The following is a 16,869-nucleotide window of genomic DNA, read 5'->3' on the forward strand; positions in this document are numbered from 1 at the left end:
AGGACTGGAAGGCATCGGAATGAACGATACGCTGCTGCAAGTTCGCAATATCAAGAAGACCTTTCCAGGGGTTGTTGCACTCAATGGCGTAAAGCTCGAAGTCGGTAAAGGTGAAGTACACGCTTTGCTCGGTGAAAACGGGGCGGGCAAGTCGACCATCCTGAAGATTCTGGCCGGTGCCCAGCCTGCGGATGCTGGTCAAGGTTCACTTGAATTCAATGGCCATGTGCTGCAGGAGCATGACACTCCCATGCGCCGCCAAGAGCTTGGCATCATTACTATCTATCAGGAGTTCAATCTCATCGCCGACATGTCTGTCGCTGAGAACATGTACCTCGGACGTGAGCCGTTACGACATGGGTTTGTTGACTGGAAGCTGATGTTTAGTGATGCCCAGCATGTCCTGGACGACCTCGGTTTGACCATTACACCAAGGACGATGGTTCGCAAGCTCAGTGTGGCTGAACAGCAGATGGTAGAGATTGCCAAGGCGCTCACCATGAATGCGAAGCTCATCATCATGGATGAACCTACCGCTGCGCTCAGTGGCCGCGAAGTAGACAAGTTGCACGGAATCGTCGCGGGTCTGAAGGCCAAAGGCATCAGCATCATCTACGTGTCGCATAAGCTCAATGAAGTGAAGGCTTGCTGTGATCGTTACACCATCTTTCGTGATGGCGCCTACATCACCTCTGGGGACGTCGCAGACGTCAGCGTCGATGACATCGTTCGTCTGATGGTCGGCCGGGACGTCGAGTTTGTGCGCAAACCGCTCACCGGCTCTCCAGGCGAAGTGATGCTGAAAGTGCAGAGTGTTTCCAGAATCTCCGGTGGCGGCGGCCAAAGTCTTCATGCAACGCCACTACGCGATATGTCCATCGATGTGCGGGCTGGGGAAATTGTTGGTTTCGCTGGGCTGGTAGGAGCAGGCCGTACAGAACTGGCTCGTGTGATCTTCGGCGCCGATGGATGCGATGAAGGGATCATCTACGTGAACGGTCGCCAGGTTTCTCCGTTTCGATCGCCTCGTGAAGGCATCGCTGCCGGAGTCGCGCTTGTGCCGGAGGACAGGAAGCAGCAGGCCTGCTTCTTGGGGCACTCCATTCGCTGGAACATGAGCCTACCGAGCTTGGGTGGGATGAAGCGCTGGGGCATGTTCATTGATGACCGAGCTGAAACCCAACTCATTCAGGACTACCAGAAGCGACTGCGAATCAAGATGGCTAACGACAGTGTGGCCATTGGGACTCTGTCAGGGGGAAACCAACAGAAAGTCATCCTGGCCCGATGCATGGCGCTCAAGCCGAAAGTTCTCATTGTCGACGAGCCAACGCGAGGCATTGATGTTGGGGCCAAAGCAGAAGTTCACCAAGTTCTGTTCGATATGGCGCGCGCTGGCATCGCCGTGATTGTCATCTCTTCCGAGCTGCCCGAAGTCATGGCCGTCAGCGACCAGATTGTCACGTTCCGGGAAGGAACAATCACCGGTGTTGTCTCGGCTGATGAGGCAACTGAAGAGCTACTGATGCAGCGAATGGCTCAGGGAGTGAGTTCGACGCTTTCACACCAAGGCGTGGCCTAAACGGGCCGCACCCGCATCATCTATCGAGTAAACATAAAATGATCAAACCAGCATCTAGTGAGTCGGCCGTGGAGCATCGGAAAAAATTCGAGATGGTCGGGTTCTTCGAGAAGTATGGCGTGGTGTTGTTCCTCGTCGCACTGATCGCCATTTTCACCCTCTACAACCCAATGTTCCTGTCGGTTCGCAACATCAAGAACATTCTCACCGAGGTCTCAATCTACGGGATTATCGGCGTGGGAATGACCTACGTGATTCTCACGGGAGGTATCGATCTGGCAGTGGGATCGCTGCTCGCATTTGCCGCTATTAGCGGTGCATTCCTGATGCAGGCATTGGGCGGCGACTTCTTCATGGGATGGCTTGTTGCGATGCTGGCAGCGTGTGCTGTCGGTACGATGGCAGGCTACCTCCACGGTAAGGTCGTGACTCGATTTGGCGTTCCTGCATTCATCGTGACACTGGGTGGTCTCACGGTATGGCGCGGTGCGACGCTCATTGTGAATGATGGTGCTCCTGTGAGCGGCTTCAATGAAGCGTTCCGTTGGTGGGGGAGAGGAGACGTGTTGGGCGTACCTGTTCCCGTCCTGGTCTTCATGATCGTCGCTTTGGTGGGATACATCGCACTGCGATACACACGCTATGGCCGCCAGGTTTATGCCGTTGGCGGTAACCCTGAGGCAGCTCGGCTTTCAGGTTTGAGCGTGCAGGCGGTTGTGTTGAGTGTTTACGTCATCACGGGCTTCCTCGCAGGTCTTGCAGGGTTCCTTCTTTCTGCCCGACTTGGGTCGGCTGAGGCGGTCGCTGGCTCGGGCTACGAACTTCGCGTCATTGCTTCGGTGGTGATCGGAGGGACGAGCCTGTTCGGTGGCCTGGGCGGTGTCGGCGGCACGATTATCGGAGCGCTGCTTATCGGCGTCCTCATCAATGGACTCGTGATCATGAACGTGTCCGCGTATTACCAGCAAGTGGTGATTGGAATCATCATCGTGCTGGCGGTTGGCTTCGATACCTACGCTAAATCCAGAGGCAAATCGTGATCAGAGCAGTTCGTTAAGACTGCTAATTTATAGCTCTAACTGAAGCTATACGAGTGCCTTACTGACTGTCAGTACCCACGCAGACAGTTTCGGTTTCAAGCTCTCATTCAATTACTGCAACTCAATAAAAAAGCCCACAACATCGGAAGAGAAATCTCCCGGAGTGGGCTCGGCTGTCCCGAAAAATAAAAAAAAACAACAACAAGTGGAGAGAAGAGCATGTCGTTCAACACCAAGGGAGCTTTCTGGTCTGTACTTTCAGTGGCGGTATTTCCGCTGTCTGCGCATGCGTTAGATTTCAGCGGCTATTTTCGTACCGGTGTCGGAGATTCTACGGAGGGAGGCCGGCAATCGTGCTTTCAGCTTCCAGGGGCACAATCCAAGTATCGCTTGGGTAACGAATGCGAGCAGTACTTCGAGTTTGATCTGCGTCAAGACCTGCTCAAGCTGGAGGACGGCTCTAAAATCAGTGTCGAGGGCATGGCGCAACTGTATAACGAATATGGACATACACCTAAATTCACCGGTGACTATGGCTTTGCTCGAATGAACCAAGCGTACGCCGAATGGAGCAAGATGCCTGTACTCAACGGTGGTTCCTTCTGGGCTGGCCGCCGTTACTATAATCGTAACGATATTCACATGACTGACTACTACTACTGGAACCAGAGTGCTAATGGCTTTGGTTTTGACCAGGTAGGTATCGGCGACCTCAAGTACAGCTACGTGTTCTCGCGCAAGGACAACCTCTTCCAAGAGGACTACACAAACCGTCACGACTTCACTGTCAGCGGCTTCGATACCAATCCTGGCGGTGGTCTGGAGTTAGGAGTCAGTTATCTCGAAAAGCCAGATAACAAGGAAGATTCCCACAGTGGTTGGTCAGCTATTGCGCAGCACAAGCAGAAAGGGTTTCTGGGGGGGCTCAATACCTTTGCTGTGCAGTATGGGCAAGGGCCAGGAACGGCTATGAGTTACACCGGCGATTCCTCTCTGGACAGCAACAATCAGAGTTGGCGCGTTGTAGAGTACTTCGACTGGCAAATGACTCCACGATTCAGTGGGCAATTCCAAATTGTGTACCAAAAGGATACCCACCCTAATGAAGATGATGACCAGAATTGGTTGTCGATCGGCGTCCGTCCTGTCTATGCGTTCACTGAGCAATTCAAGCTGGGCACCGAGGTTGGTCGAGATCAAGTGGATGCTCCCGGGGGGACGCGGAAATTGACGAAATTCACCATTGCTCCAACCTGGTCGCCGGCCGGGCCAGGCTACTGGTCTCGTCCGGAACTTCGCCTGTATTACACCTATGCCTCTTGGAACAAGGCAGCCCAACGGGCCGCGAGCGAAATGTCTGCTGGCTCAGCGCTCTCAGACAGTGGCGCCTTCGGTAATGCCCTTCATGGTTCGAACGTCGGCCTCCAGCTTGAGTACTGGTGGAAATGATGTGTAGTTCGCCAGCGTTGTGTAGCTGACCTGGAAGAAGTCCCACTAGGGCGATACCTCGGTGGGACTTCGATTAACGGATACGTGAAGAGGCTCGGAACCGCTCGCAAGATGTTCTGGGACGCAGAGGTGCGCTGTTGGATGCAAGTGGAGAACTTCGTCAGCGAGTTAGTCAATTTGAAGCTTGAGTCTGAGCCTCGGCCTCAAGGATCAGAATGGAGTAGGGCATGTCGCTAGTTGAGTTGTTCTTGTTGGGGGTACCGGCTGTCTTGCTGACGGGGATATCGAAGGGTGGTTTTGGAGGTGCGCTTGGCGGTATTGCCGTGCCGCTGCTTGCTCTGAATATGCCACCAACTCAGGCCGCAGCGATCATGCTACCGATCCTCTGCATCGCCGATATCACCGGACTGCGCCGCTTCCGAGGTAAGTGGGACATAAGCAATCTGCAGATCATGCTTCCAGGTGCTCTGGTTGGCGTGTTGATCGGAGCTTTATCGTTCGGTGCTCTAAGTGAACGTTTGATCGCACTGCTGATGGGAGGAATCGCGATCATATTTTTTTGCTTGAACGTCTGGGCTGCCCGTCACACCCTTGCGCCTGCGAATCCACATGTTGGTAAGGGAACGCTCTATTCTGGATTGGCGGGGTTCACGAGCTTTGTTGCTCACGCAGGTGGGCCACCGCTGATGATGTATCTTCTTCCTCAGCAAATGGACAAGGTGCGGTACGTCGCGACGACCAATGTGTTTTTCCTTCTAACCAACGCGATCAAGGTAGTGCCGTATGCGCTATTAGGTCAGTTCTCAGTGACCAACCTTGGGGCTAGCATGGCGCTTGCTCCGATCGTTATACCCGGCGTCTGGTTGGGCATTTGGTTGCAAAGCCGGGTGAACCAGAAATGGTTTTATCGGATCGCTTGGTTTGGGCTTCTTGTGACCGGATTACAGTTGGTGATACAGAACCTGTAGGTATGGAATCACAAAATCCTTAGAAAAGTGGAAAGCAGAACACGGCTCCGCGACCGTTGAGTCCCGGTTGACCAAGTGAGTTTGGTTTTAGTACAAGAAAAAGAGCCCAATGACAGACTGTGTGAAAACGCACTGAAGGCCGGCCCAACAAACGCCCCAACTTGTTCGGAGCGTTTGTTTTAGTGTGAGCGACAGACGTTTCAGTCCATCAGCGCCATCAACTGGCGGGTTCCGAGGCACGCTAATCGCTCGCTTGAGGTTGTAAGCGTTCACCGCCAATGCCATTACTGCTCTTGCTCCTTCCAACTGTCGCAGCAGGAAGCGACCATTCCCTAACAGCCATTGCTTGAGGTTACCGAAAGGGTGCTCAATGATGGATCTTCGGCTCGCCATCATCTGCGGATGGGCCAGCATTCGCTCAAAGGCTTCTTCATGGGCATGACGTGAGACATAGCGGCACTGGGCGCCAGAGCATTGGGATTTGAGCGGGCAGGCAGCGCAGTCGCTGACATCTGCCTGATAGATCCGATCCCCCTTGTTGCGCTGTTTGAGCGTCAACCACTTGCCTGCCGGGCACTCATATCCTTGGAATTATGAGGGCATAGCAGGGAGGTTTGGTTGGGGAGCAGGTGTCGATGCATCGTTAAGAGTCCAGTGCTCTTTTTTTATGTGATCCTTGTAACGAAAATGCCTCTCTGCTTGCGACAAGAATACGAAAGGAATGAGCGAAGTGATCTTCACCGTGGTTCATTCGACTAATCCAATGGGTTCGTTCATACAATTTCGCCCGCCTCTTGCATCAATAGGGATACTAATATAGTATCCATGGATGTCTTCAGTAAACACTCAATTCTCGATTGCCGTGCACGTATTGGCTGCGATCGCACACCACGACGGAGTTTTCGCTTCGGAGATTCTTGCGGGCAGCGTAAATGCCAACCCGGTTTTCGTTAAAAGGATTCTCGTTAAGCTATCGAAGGCGAAGCTGGCTAAAACGGCTGTTGGTAAGTCTGGAGGTTACGGCCTGGCACGAAGCCCGGAAAATATTTCGCTTTTAGAAATCTACTCTGCGGTAAGCCCTCCGGATGCTTTTGCTATCCACGCCTATCCAGTAAGGAAGGAGTGTGTCGTGAGCTCCAACATCAAGGAAGTCATGAGCGACGTACTGGTTTGTACTCAAGAGGCCGTCCATAAGGAGTTGAGACAGACGACGTTGGCAGATGTGGTGTCCAAAATCAGAGCTAAGTCCGCTTAGCTTTTTTTTGCCTATAATAGATACGTTAATAGTAGCTAATAAGCATTTAAAGGAACACGAAATGACGAAATTGAACGAAAAGTCCCCTGTGAATGACGGCACTGCAACCGGCCCTGCCGCTGCCAGGCATGACAAGGATTCGCCCACCGCCGTTCTCATCGGAGTGACCGGTGGACTTGGCCACGCGTTGGCCAGGCTCCTCGCCGCCGAGGGCTTTCGATTGGTGCTCGCTGCACGACGAGAGCACGACGCCGCCGAGATAGCCGGCAAAAGCGACGGTTCGGCGATTTACGTGCGCGCGGACGTAACCGATCCAGCTAGCCTCGAGAAGCTGGCTGTAACAGCCTTTGAACACCTCGGCCGGATCGATGCAGTGGTTAACCTTGCAGGCATCTCGCCCCGCAAACCTATTGAAGACTACACGCTATCCGACGTCGACGATCTGCTCGCTATCAACGTGAAGGGGCCCATCTTCGTGACTCAGGCATTCCTGCCTGGGCTGCGCAAGCAAGCCAGCGACGGAGTGATTGTCCACATCGGTGGCGCCATGGATGGCCGGGTGGCGCTGCCGTTTATGAGCGCCTATGCGGCGACCCGCGGCGCACTGGCGAGCTACGTGCAAGGCGCCAATCGCGAGCTTGAAGGGACAAACGTATCCCTGTCGTTCTTCGGGCCCGCCCCCTCCAACACCGAGTCGGAGTCCCCGTTTTTCGACATGTGGAAAAAGATGGGCGTCGACCTATGCGAGCCTGATGAAGTTGCACGCGATATCCTCGCCACGATCCGCCAGCGACGTAAGGAGCATGTTATGGGTGGCGCGCTACTCAAGATGATGACGCTCATGAACGCCATCTCTCCATCCGCTGCTGATGCGATAGGTCTGCGGAAATTTGGGAAGCTCATCAAGCAATATAGCCCGCGTTGATGATGAGCTTCGAACTTTATTCGGGGCGGGCAGAAGGGCTACGCTTCTCAGCCGTCCCTTATAACATGGCTTACCGCATGCAGTGCGGGTGTGCAAACTGTGGCTGCTTCTTACCGGCAAAGTCTAGGAAGGCACCTTTATGGGCGAAGAACTTTTGATCCATGAGATCAGGCGTGTGATTTCACCGAGAGCCAACTGCAATAATTCGCCCGCCTAAGATGCCTGAGCTTGCGACGATTGCAATAGCTCAACCGCCTTAAGCAGTTCCTTCCCGTTACAACCCGATACGCTAAAGCGCGAAAATCATTCTCGGCATTCCACAGCCTGGTCGCAGCCAACATATGGCTCCTATACAACTACAAGAGCCAAATGCCGAACAGGTGGGAATCTCGCATACGACCGATAACTCAATCGCTGACAAACGAATAGGATCCCAGGTGAACGAACAATTTTTCCAGCCCTACACTTTCAACAACGGAGCGACGGTAAAAAATCGGCTCTTTATGGCGCCGATGACCAATGGGCAAAGTCATCCCGACGGAGGCTTTAGCGAAGAAGAATTGAACTGGTTAACGATGCGTGCCCAAGGTGGATTCGGCGCGGTCATCACAGCCGGAGCTTCGCCCTACGAAGGCGACCTTTACATAGAAGGGCAGATCGGAGCTTTCTCAGATACTCACGAAGATGGACTCCGCCGCTTTGCCGACATGGTTAAGCGCGAGCAGGCGCTGTCGATTGTTCAGCTCATGCCCTCCGGAATGCGAGCAAAAGCCAAACTGAATAGAGGCAAGCAGCCGGCGGGGCCAAGTGTCGTTCAACTTCCGATTCCTGACTTTGAGCAACCTCGGGAGTTGAGCGAAGCACAAATCCACGCCATCCTTGATGCTTTCGTGGATAGCGCGCGGCGAGTGCATCGGGCTGGGGCCTCCGGAATCGAGCTACACGGTGCAAACGGCTACCTTTTTACCCAGTTCTTTAGTTTGACCACGAACCTGCGAAAAGATAAATGGGGAGGCTCGGTGGAAAATCGCGCACGATTTCTACTCGAAGCCATGCGGAGAATCCGGGCCGACTTACCCAGCGACTTCACCATCGGAGTTAAGATCCTCGTCGAAGACTGGAACAGCGGGCGAGGTTTCGACATTGACGATGGCTTGGAAATGATCCGGATGATGAACGATGTGGGGTTTAGTTACCTGAATCTTTCGGCCATGAACGCTAAGGAAGTATCCTGGAAATATCCCAATCAAAAGCAAACAAATCTCTCACGGGTTAGGAACGTTTTACGCAGCGACATTCCCGTGGTGGCAAGTGGATCGTTGTTAACGCCGCAAGAAGTTCAAGATGCGCTCAACGATGGTGCCGATATGGTTGCTTTGGGCCGCGCGGCGATATTAGCTCCGGACTGGCCGAAAAGGGCTGCTAGCCCTGACTTCGAAATTAAAAGTTTTCCGCTCACGCTTGAAGAGCTCTATGCGCTCGGAGTGTCACCGAAGTTTGTGCATGCGCTGCGAAATGGGCTTTCCATGTGGAAATTCATAAAAGAAAATTAGGAAGAGAACTCCATGAATATAAAGCAAAGTAAACCGCGAGTCTTGGTTATAGGTTCCAGTGGCCAAGTAGGTAAGAAAGTAGTTTCCAATCTAGAAGGCAACCTTGACGTTGACGTTAGGATTACTTCCCGCAGGCTTGAGGAGGTTTATCGTTTAAGCGGCGAGGGAAAGGACATCGTTCACCTTGATCTGGACGATCCCCGAACTTTCGGAGCCGCGCTCGCAGGCGTGGATCGAGTTTTCCTTTTAACCGGCTATACCGTAGCCATGCTTGCGCAGAGCAAGACGCTGGTGGACGCCGCCAGCAAAGCCGGTGTTAAGCATATCGTGCACCTCGGTGTTTTTGGGGAATGGGATTGCACGGGGCCAGCCTTTGCCTGGCATCAATTGGTTGAGGCCTATATTAAAACCAGCGGAATTTCTTGGACATTCCTTCATCCCAATATGTTTATGGAAAACATACTTACCCTTTGCTTAAAGGGTGACACCCTGACCACTTACTGGAACGAATATCGAACCGGCTGGGTTGCGGCGGCGGATATCGCTCTGGTTGCAGCTACCGCGCTCCAGGAGGGGCCGGCGAAGCACGCTGGAAAAGAGTATTGGTTAAGCAGCGATGTTGCTACAGGCCCTGAACTCGCCAAGCTGCTAGGCGAAATCCTCGATAAGGAGATCACTGCTAACGTCCTTGGCCCGGCAGAATTTCAGTCTATTTTCACATCGGCAAGTATCCCGGTGGAGTCGTGGTATGCAGATGGCGGCGTCGAGATCATGCGACAGGTAGTGGATGGGCGGATGGGATATCTCGGAAGCGTTCGGGATGATGTTCCGCATGTCACCGGAGAGCAGGCTTTAACACTTAAGCAATGGATTCTTGAGCATCGGCAGGAGCTAATTTCGATCGTCGGGCACTAGGGATTTTGCAATCAACTTGCCGCTTGAGGAGAGCAAGTCGAAATTTTCTCGAGCGCAGCGCTTAGGGATGCTCTGAAATAAACGGATGTTTCCGGCTAGGGAAGGGCACGTAGCGAATCTTGCGTCTCACTCAAGTTGCCTTGCATCATAATCACCCCAAGACGCCCAAGCTGCATTTGGATATCGAGCAAAAAATGCTCCTAGCTCCTGGCCAGCCTCACATATCTGTGCGATCCCATTGTGAACAAAATCGCCATTTTCTTTAAAGGGTGAGCAGCAGTGACATTTCGCTACATCGGAAGCGCTGAGCATTAATGCTGGCTTGAAGAAAGAAATTGAATTTGAGACCAAGCTGAGTGCACTGCTGGGTGAATACAGCTACAGCCTAAAAGACGTGATCAACCTGCTTGATCCGAAGTCTGATCGACGTGCGCCAGTTGCCGAGCCCCAAGCCAGTACTCGGACACCACGCCAGGCTAAGTTCTACAAGAACCCGAACACCGGTGAAATCGTCGAAACCAAAGGTGGCAATCACAAGACCCTGAAGGGATGGAGAGCTGAGCACGGCTCCACGACCGTTGAGTCTTGGTTGACCAAGTGAGTTTGGTTGAGCACGAGCGGCATTTTGCCGACTGAGCCGCTGGCTTCGACAATCGCCCCGACATATTCGGGGCTTTTTTTTTAGGCGGTCAGGCACGACGCGTTGCGCGCATCCGCCTGGCCCGAACCGCCAGCGCTCCATCCTGAAGCGTTCAGAGGGGGAAGCGATAGGCTTCACACTTTTACCGATATTTTGTCTTTATTAAGCAATAAAGTCAGATTATAGGATTTTTTTTGCTCCAGTTCTGAGCAAATTTACATTTTCTCAGCGATATTTCCCTAGGATGTAGGATCCACGGGCAGTCGACGACCGTGGTTTGTTTGAGGTCAGGGAGGAAAAGCCGATGGTCAGCAACATTGCGCTTTTTTGTTGACAAACGCAGGCAGGCTTACGATGATTGCATTGCGTTTTTGCACAATAATAAGCAACCTAGCAGGCCCACCATGAATGACCAGACAGTAAAGTGCGAAGTGGAAAAAGCGGTCGTCAGAAAGCTCACGCTGCGGCTGATCCCGTTCCTGATGTTTTGCTACTTCATTGCGTACGTGGATCGTGTGAATATCGGCTTTGCCGCGTTGACGATGAACAAAGACATCGGGTTGACTGCAACCATATTCGGGTTTGGCGCGACGCTTTTCTTTGTCGCCTACGTGCTCTTTGAAATGCCAAGCAACATTGCGATGGAAAAGTTCGGCGCTCGACGCTGGATTGCGCGGATTATGATTACGTGGGGGATCGTAGGATTCCTGACTGCCTTCATCACTGGCCCTTACTCCTTCGGTCTTTCACGCTTTTTGCTTGGTGCTGCTGAAGCTGGTTTTTTCCCAGGCGTCATCCTGTACCTCACTCAGTGGTTCCCCAAGGCATACATGGCACGTATCGTGGCTGTGTTCATGGTTGCCGTGCCACTGTCTAATTTCCTCGGTTCACCGCTTTCGGCAATCCTTTTAAAACTGGATGGGTTCTTGGATTTCCGAGGCTGGCAATGGCTGTTGATGCTCGAAGCCCTTCCAGCGGTAATCATGGGCATCTTGACGTTGTTCCTTTTGCCGAGCAAACCGTCTGAAGCGCGGTGGCTGACTGCAGACCAGAAAGACTGGCTCAGCAATCGTCTCGAGGCAGAAAGGCTGGAGAGAGAAGTTAAGGAGCGCGAGAAAGGTCTGGCCAAGGAGAAGACCAGAGGCAAGATCATGGCAGCTCTGACTAACAAAAACGTCCTCTTGTTAGCTGTCATCTACATGAGCATCTCTGCCACCAGTAACACGCTTTCGCTGTGGATGCCCCAGATCCTTAAATCCTTTCACCTGACTGACATGGAAACCGGTTTGTTGAATATGATCCCGTTCGGCTTGGGCGCGGTTTTCATGATCTTCTGGGGCATGCGAGCTGACAAAAAAGCCGAGCGGATCTTCAGCACCGCAATCCCGCTGGCAGTTACCGCAATCAGTTTTGCAGCCACTTTGCTTACTGATTCGCTCACGATCACGTTGATCCTGTTGTCCTTGGTACTGATTGGTAACTTTGCGTTGAAAGGGCCGTTCTGGGCTCTCACATCCGAAACCCTTTCTCCGGCTGTACTTGCTGCTGGTATTGCGGCGGTCAACACACTCGGTCACCTCGGTACTGGTGTTCTTAATTTCTTTGTCGGCGTTATCCGCGAGCACACTGGGAGCTTCCCTTTGGCGCTTCTGCCGCTCTCAGGTATGTGCGTAGTGGGCATCTGTTTAGTGTTCTATATCGGTCGCCAAAATACGAAGGAACTGGAGCGTCAACAGCGGGTAGCAGCCCTGAGCTCTTGAACCTTTAGTAAAAGCTGGCTCAACGATTGAAAAGTTTTAATGGTGGTATTTCATAGGGCAGAGGTTGGCTTGTGGATACCACCATTTTTTCGCCTGATCATGCATTTATCAACAAGCTAAATTTCTGGTGAGCGTCGATACGTCAACGATTATCCGATCAAGCATCATCATCATTACGTTCCTAGGGATTCCAATCCCGCTCTCCGCAACCAGAGGTAATAAGCAAGATGGCCAAGGCCGCTGACGTAGTTGTGCAATGTCTAGAAAACGAAGGTGTGGAATTCGTCTTTGGTATTCCCGGTGAGGAAAACCTTGACCTGCTAGAGTCCCTTCGCAAGTCGCAGATCAAGTTGGTGCTGACGCGCCATGAACAATCTGCCGGCTTCATGGCCGCTACTTATGGTCGTCTCACGGGTAAAACCGGTGTCAGTCTGTCGACCCTTGGGCCAGGTGCAACGAATTTGGTGACTGCCAGCGCGTACGCTTATCTGGGCGGCATGCCGATGCTGATGATTACAGGCCAAAAGCCCATCAAAAAGTCCAAGCAAGGCCGTTTTCAGATCATCGACGTCTGCGGCATGATGGCTCCTATCACCAAGTACACGCACCAATTCGCCTCGGCAGACAATATCCCTGCACGGATGCGTGAAGCGTTTCGTCTGGCGGAAGAAGAGAAACCCGGAGCCGTCCATTTGGAACTTCCGGAGGATATCGCCGCTGAGCAAACCGATAGCATGCCGATCCCTCCGAGTTTGCATCGCCGTCCATTGGCGGAGCACAAAGCTGTCGAGGCAGCTGTCGAGAAGCTGCAGAAAGCGCGCAGCCCAATCCTGGTCATTGGTGCTGGTGCCAACCGCAAGATGACGGCTAAGGTTTTGAAGCAACTGATCGACGATACGGGCATCCCGTTTATAACTACGCAGATGGGTAAGGGTGTGGTTGATGAGCGTCACCCTCGTTTCCTCGGCAACGCCGCATTGTCGTCGGGAGACTTTGTTCACCGCGCCGTCGAGGCTGCCGATCTCATCGTCAATATCGGCCACGATGTGATCGAGAAGCCGCCTTTCTTCATGGTTCGTGGCGGCACCGAAGTCATCCACATCAACTTCCGCTCCGCTGAAGTTGATGCTGTGTACTTCCCGCAGATTGAAGTGATTGGTGACATCGCCAATGCCGTTTGGCAGATCGGAGAAGCCCTGAACGACACCAGCCATTGGGATTTCACTCGCTTGATGGCCATTCGAGAAGCAAACGAAGCCCAGATCATTGAAGGTGCAGACGACGACCGATTCCCGGTCTATCCCCAGCGTTTGGTAGCGGACATTCGTCGCGTGTTGCCGTCCGAAGGCATCGTTGCTTTGGACAATGGCATCTACAAAATCTGGTTTGCCCGCAATTACAAGGCTCATAAGCCCAATACCGTCCTCTTGGATAATGCATTGGCGACTATGGGGGCGGGATTACCATCGGCTATGGCCGCACACTTGGTGTATCCAGATCGCCCGGTGATCTCGGTATGCGGGGACGGTGGATTCATGATGAACAGCCAGGAGTTGGAGACAGCAGTTCGCCTGAATATGAACTTGATTGTTGTAATCCTGCGCGACGATGGCTACGGCATGATCCGCTGGAAACAGGCCAACATGGGCTTCACCGATTTCGGCCTGGACTACGGCAACCCAGACTTCGTTAAGTACGCAGAGGCCTATGGCGCCAATGGCCATCGCGTTGAGAGTGCGGAAGGCTTCCTACCGCTGCTGGAGCACTGCATTAAAACGCCGGGCGTACACGTGATCGATTGTCCGGTCGATTACAGCGAAAACGACCGCATCCTGAACACGGAGTTGCGCGAGCGTAGCGCTGCCATTTGATGCATGGCGGGCAACCCAATGCCCGCCGTACTTTTATGAGTGAGTACAGGAGCTGCTCCATGCAATTTAATGATTCGAACCTTTTCCGCCAGCAAGCCTTTATCGATGGCGCTTGGGTTGATGCGGACAATGGTCAGACGATCAAGGTCTACAACCCGGCAACGGGCGAAATTCTGGGCACCGTGCCGAAAATGGGCGCTGCAGAAACCCGCCGTGCAATCGAAGCCGCTGACCAAGCGCTGCCGGCCTGGCGTGCACTGACCGCCAAAGAACGTGGGGGCAAACTGCGTCGCTGGTTCGAACTGATGATCGAGAACCAGGGCGACCTGGCTCGCCTGATGACCCTGGAACAAGGCAAGCCATTGGCCGAAGCCAAGGGCGAAATCATTTACGCCGCCTCCTTCATTGAGTGGTTCGCCGAAGAAGCCAAGCGCATCTACGGTGACGTGATTCCGGGCCACCAGCCAGACAAGCGCCTGATCGTGATCAAACAGCCAATCGGAGTGACCGCTGCAATCACTCCGTGGAACTTCCCGGCGGCGATGATCACCCGTAAAGCCGGCCCGGCCTTGGCCGCCGGTTGCACCATGGTGCTCAAGCCTGCTTCGCAAACTCCGTTTTCCGCTTTTGCACTGGCCGAACTGGCTCAGCGTGCGGGCATTCCTGCAGGCGTGTTCAGCGTGGTGTCCGGCAGCGCCGGCGACATTGGGAGCGAGTTGACCGGTAACCCGATCGTGCGCAAGTTGTCCTTCACCGGTTCGACCGAAATCGGTCGTCAACTGATGTCGGAATGCGCTAAGGACATCAAGAAAGTGTCTCTGGAGCTGGGCGGCAACGCGCCGTTTATAGTGTTTGACGACGCCGACCTGGATAAGGCCGTCGAAGGCGCGATCATTTCCAAGTACCGCAACAACGGCCAGACCTGCGTTTGCGCCAACCGCCTGTACATCCAGGATACGGTCTACGACGCGTTCGCCGAGAAGCTGAAAGTGGCTGTAGCCAAGCTCAAGATTGGTAACGGTCTGGAGGAGGGCACCACTACTGGCCCGTTGATCGATGAAAAAGCCGTGGCCAAGGTGCAAGAGCATATTGCTGACGCTGTTGCCAAAGGCGCCACCGTGTTGTTCGGCGGCAAGTCGATGGAAGGCAACTTCTTCGAGCCGACCATCCTGACCAACGTGCCAAACAACGCTGCCGTGGCGAAGGAAGAAACCTTCGGCCCATTAGCGCCGCTGTTCCGCTTCAAAGACGAAGCCGATGTGATCGCGATGTCGAATGCCACCGAGTTCGGACTGGCCTCGTACTTCTACGCTCGCGACCTGGGTCGTGTGTTCCGTGTGGCTGAAGCTTTGGAATACGGCATGGTTGGCGTCAACACCGGTCTGATTTCCAATGAGGTCGCTCCGTTCGGGGGCATCAAGAGCTCGGGCCTGGGCCGTGAAGGTTCCAAATACGGCATCGAAGATTATCTGGAGATCAAATATCTCTGCTTGGGGATCTAGCTGCGTCCTAGGTTTAACAAATCTGGACTCTTCGAGCGCTTGCATCCGAATGTGTGACGTTGAATATCCCCGTTCTTCAGCCACACCTGTGGGGTGGTAGCACTTCGCTTTTACCCCGCAGTTCGCTACCAGATGCTTTGAGAGTTCATATTCCTTTCGATAGTAGGCACCTTAGTAGCGACTTGGACAATGCATCGCTCCTCTTCGTCTACCGGTCTCAGCAATTCGAGAGATTATCAGGGCACGGATGGATGCGCCCTCAATGTTTGTGAAGAGGATACTCGTGGCAGAAATCCATTGGTCGAGATTTGTGACGACCCCGCTTATAGGGATCATTGGAGGGGTTCTTGCGAGTTACGTGCACTGGCCCTTGCCATGGATGGTGGGCTCGCTTGTCGCTGTGATACTGGTTAAATGCTGCGGCCCTTGGCAGATCGCCCCTCTACCTGGTGGGCGTAAGGCTGGCCAGTGGGTGGTGGGGGTGGGTATCGGACTGCATTTCAATGCGGCAGTCATTGAGCAAATCCTAAACTATTCCATCCCTATAGTTGCCGGCGCACTAATTACCACCATGGTGAGTGTCATTGCCGTTTGGTTAATGCGCTCCAGTGGGCACGACAGAGCGACCGCATTCTTTTCTTCCATGCCCGGAGGGGCTGCGGAGATGGTGAATCTGGGGCAGCGCAACGGTGCGCTGCTAAGCCAAGTGGCGGCAGCTCAAAGCTTGCGTGTAGTGATCGTCGTATTGACCGTTCCCGCTGCTTTCAAATTCTTCATGGGCGAAGGGGTGGCCGTGGCTTCCCATTCGGAAGTTAGCTATTACTGGTTATTGGTGTTGTTTCCCTTGGGCGGGGTCGCAGGTTGGCTGCTGCAATATATGCGACAGCCAAATCCATGGATGTTCGGCTCTATATTTGTAAGTGCATGCGCGAGCGTCTGGTTTGATTTGCATTTGTCTTTACCCACGGGAGCCAGTCAGTTTGGACAGTTGATGATCGGGAGCAGTCTTGGATGCTTCTTCGAGAGATCTTTCTTTAGAGATGCGCCAGGTTTTTTAGCGCGCAGCTTTTTATCTACCTGCTTGATGATAATCATAGCGGGAGCCGCCGCCGCAGGACTTGGATGGCTTGCGTGGCTCGATTTTCGCTCCTTGACGCTGGGCATGATGCCTGGAGGCATCGCGGAGATGAGCTTGACGGCGGAAACTTTGCAACTGTCTGTACCGCTAGTGACGGCGATGCAAACCCTTCGTTTGGTACTGGTGTTGTTCTTGGCCGAACCCCTTTTTCGCTACTGGCAACGAAAGGACAAGGCAAAGACACAGTGAAGGTGTCGCCGTTCGGGGACGAACAGTTCATTCAGCCATTGATGGTAAAACGCGCCACTAACAGCGAGTTCAGTCGCTATTA

Annotated in this window: 12 protein-coding genes and 2 pseudogenes; 13 read left to right on the forward strand and 1 reads right to left on the reverse strand. The window is 53.5% G+C overall.

The genetic code is table 11. From position 1 onward, the window contains the following. The first annotated feature begins 19 nt into the window (after positions 1-19). The 4 genes from PSJE_RS00495 (at position 20) to PSJE_RS00510 (ending at position 5,039) form a co-directional block, all read left to right on the forward strand. On the forward strand, positions 20-1,582 hold the full coding sequence (locus PSJE_RS00495; RefSeq protein ID WP_090455837.1) for a sugar ABC transporter ATP-binding protein: 1,563 nt from the start codon (positions 20-22) through the stop codon (positions 1,580-1,582). 38 nt (positions 1,583-1,620) lie between these two features. Continuing rightward, positions 1,621-2,622 carry an ABC transporter permease gene (locus PSJE_RS00500; protein WP_090455835.1) on the forward strand — a complete coding sequence of 334 codons (1,002 nt, stop codon included), beginning with the start codon at positions 1,621-1,623 and terminating at the stop codon, positions 2,620-2,622. A gap of 219 nt (positions 2,623-2,841) precedes the next feature. Then, a complete protein-coding gene (locus tag PSJE_RS00505; RefSeq protein ID WP_090455833.1) occupies positions 2,842-4,071 on the forward strand; it encodes a maltoporin in 1,230 nt (409 codons plus the stop codon). 227 nt (positions 4,072-4,298) lie between these two features. Continuing rightward, the gene (locus tag PSJE_RS00510; protein WP_090455831.1) at positions 4,299-5,039 is read left to right on the forward strand and encodes a sulfite exporter TauE/SafE family protein; all 741 of its coding nucleotides are present in this window, start codon (positions 4,299-4,301) and stop codon (positions 5,037-5,039) included. Positions 5,040-5,239: 200 nt separating this feature from the next. On the opposite strand, the pseudogene PSJE_RS00515 reads toward PSJE_RS00510, so the two are convergent. Next, positions 5,240-5,621, reverse strand: a pseudogene (locus PSJE_RS00515) (transposase); the annotation flags it as partial. Between the two features lie 247 nt (positions 5,622-5,868). On the opposite strand from PSJE_RS00515, the gene PSJE_RS00520 reads away from it, so the two are divergent. From PSJE_RS00520 to PSJE_RS00565, 9 genes and pseudogenes are all read left to right on the forward strand, one after another. Continuing rightward, positions 5,869-6,294, forward strand: a complete 426-nt coding sequence (locus PSJE_RS00520; RefSeq protein WP_090455829.1) for an Rrf2 family transcriptional regulator — start codon at positions 5,869-5,871, stop codon at positions 6,292-6,294. 61 nt (positions 6,295-6,355) lie between these two features. Continuing rightward, positions 6,356-7,219: an SDR family NAD(P)-dependent oxidoreductase gene (locus PSJE_RS00525; protein ID WP_159439185.1), complete on the forward strand. Its 864-nt coding sequence runs from the start codon at positions 6,356-6,358 to the stop codon at positions 7,217-7,219. A 437-nt stretch (positions 7,220-7,656) separates the two neighbouring features. After that, positions 7,657-8,772, forward strand: coding sequence for an oxidoreductase (locus PSJE_RS00530; protein WP_159439184.1), 1,116 nt, complete (start codon positions 7,657-7,659; stop codon positions 8,770-8,772). A 12-nt stretch (positions 8,773-8,784) separates the two neighbouring features. Next, positions 8,785-9,687: an NmrA family NAD(P)-binding protein gene (locus PSJE_RS00535; RefSeq protein ID WP_090455823.1), complete on the forward strand. Its 903-nt coding sequence runs from the start codon at positions 8,785-8,787 to the stop codon at positions 9,685-9,687. Positions 9,688-9,985: 298 nt separating this feature from the next. Beyond that, a pseudogene (locus PSJE_RS00545) lies at positions 9,986-10,288 on the forward strand (histone-like nucleoid-structuring protein, MvaT/MvaU family); the annotation flags it as partial. Between the two features lie 443 nt (positions 10,289-10,731). Then, entirely contained in the window at positions 10,732-12,087 is a 1,356-nt protein-coding gene (locus PSJE_RS00550) for an MFS transporter (RefSeq protein ID WP_090457905.1), read from the forward strand. 227 nt (positions 12,088-12,314) lie between these two features. Beyond that, positions 12,315-13,958, forward strand: coding sequence for an acetolactate synthase large subunit (locus PSJE_RS00555; protein ID WP_090455821.1), 1,644 nt, complete (start codon positions 12,315-12,317; stop codon positions 13,956-13,958). Between the two features lie 59 nt (positions 13,959-14,017). Then, positions 14,018-15,460, forward strand: a complete 1,443-nt coding sequence (gene gabD / locus PSJE_RS00560; protein WP_090455819.1) for an NADP-dependent succinate-semialdehyde dehydrogenase — start codon at positions 14,018-14,020, stop codon at positions 15,458-15,460. 262 nt (positions 15,461-15,722) lie between these two features. Beyond that, positions 15,723-16,787, forward strand: a complete 1,065-nt coding sequence (locus PSJE_RS00565) for an AbrB family transcriptional regulator (protein WP_090455817.1) — start codon at positions 15,723-15,725, stop codon at positions 16,785-16,787. Positions 16,788-16,869: the final 82 nt, after the last annotated feature.

Source organism: Pseudomonas jessenii, from assembly GCF_002236115.1.
Lineage (GTDB): Bacteria > Pseudomonadota > Gammaproteobacteria > Pseudomonadales > Pseudomonadaceae > Aquipseudomonas > Aquipseudomonas jessenii.

Excerpts from the sequence above, each read along its gene's own strand:
- PSJE_RS00510 (WP_090455831.1), top strand. The coding sequence starts at position 4,299 with ATGTCGCTAGTTGAGTTGTTCTTGTTGGGGGTACCGGCTGTCTTGCTG.
- PSJE_RS00495 (WP_090455837.1), top strand. The coding sequence starts at position 20 with ATGAACGATACGCTGCTGCAAGTTCGCAATATCAAGAAGACCTTTCCA.
- PSJE_RS00520 (WP_090455829.1), top strand. The coding sequence starts at position 5,869 with ATGTCTTCAGTAAACACTCAATTCTCGATTGCCGTGCACGTATTGGCT.
- gabD (WP_090455819.1), top strand. The coding sequence starts at position 14,018 with ATGCAATTTAATGATTCGAACCTTTTCCGCCAGCAAGCCTTTATCGAT.
- PSJE_RS00505 (WP_090455833.1), top strand. The coding sequence starts at position 2,842 with ATGTCGTTCAACACCAAGGGAGCTTTCTGGTCTGTACTTTCAGTGGCG.
- PSJE_RS00565 (WP_090455817.1), top strand. The coding sequence starts at position 15,723 with ATGTTTGTGAAGAGGATACTCGTGGCAGAAATCCATTGGTCGAGATTT.
- PSJE_RS00525 (WP_159439185.1), top strand. The coding sequence starts at position 6,356 with ATGACGAAATTGAACGAAAAGTCCCCTGTGAATGACGGCACTGCAACC.
- PSJE_RS00500 (WP_090455835.1), top strand. The coding sequence starts at position 1,621 with ATGATCAAACCAGCATCTAGTGAGTCGGCCGTGGAGCATCGGAAAAAA.
- PSJE_RS00555 (WP_090455821.1), top strand. The coding sequence starts at position 12,315 with ATGGCCAAGGCCGCTGACGTAGTTGTGCAATGTCTAGAAAACGAAGGT.
- PSJE_RS00535 (WP_090455823.1), top strand. The coding sequence starts at position 8,785 with ATGAATATAAAGCAAAGTAAACCGCGAGTCTTGGTTATAGGTTCCAGT.
- PSJE_RS00550 (WP_090457905.1), top strand. The coding sequence starts at position 10,732 with ATGAATGACCAGACAGTAAAGTGCGAAGTGGAAAAAGCGGTCGTCAGA.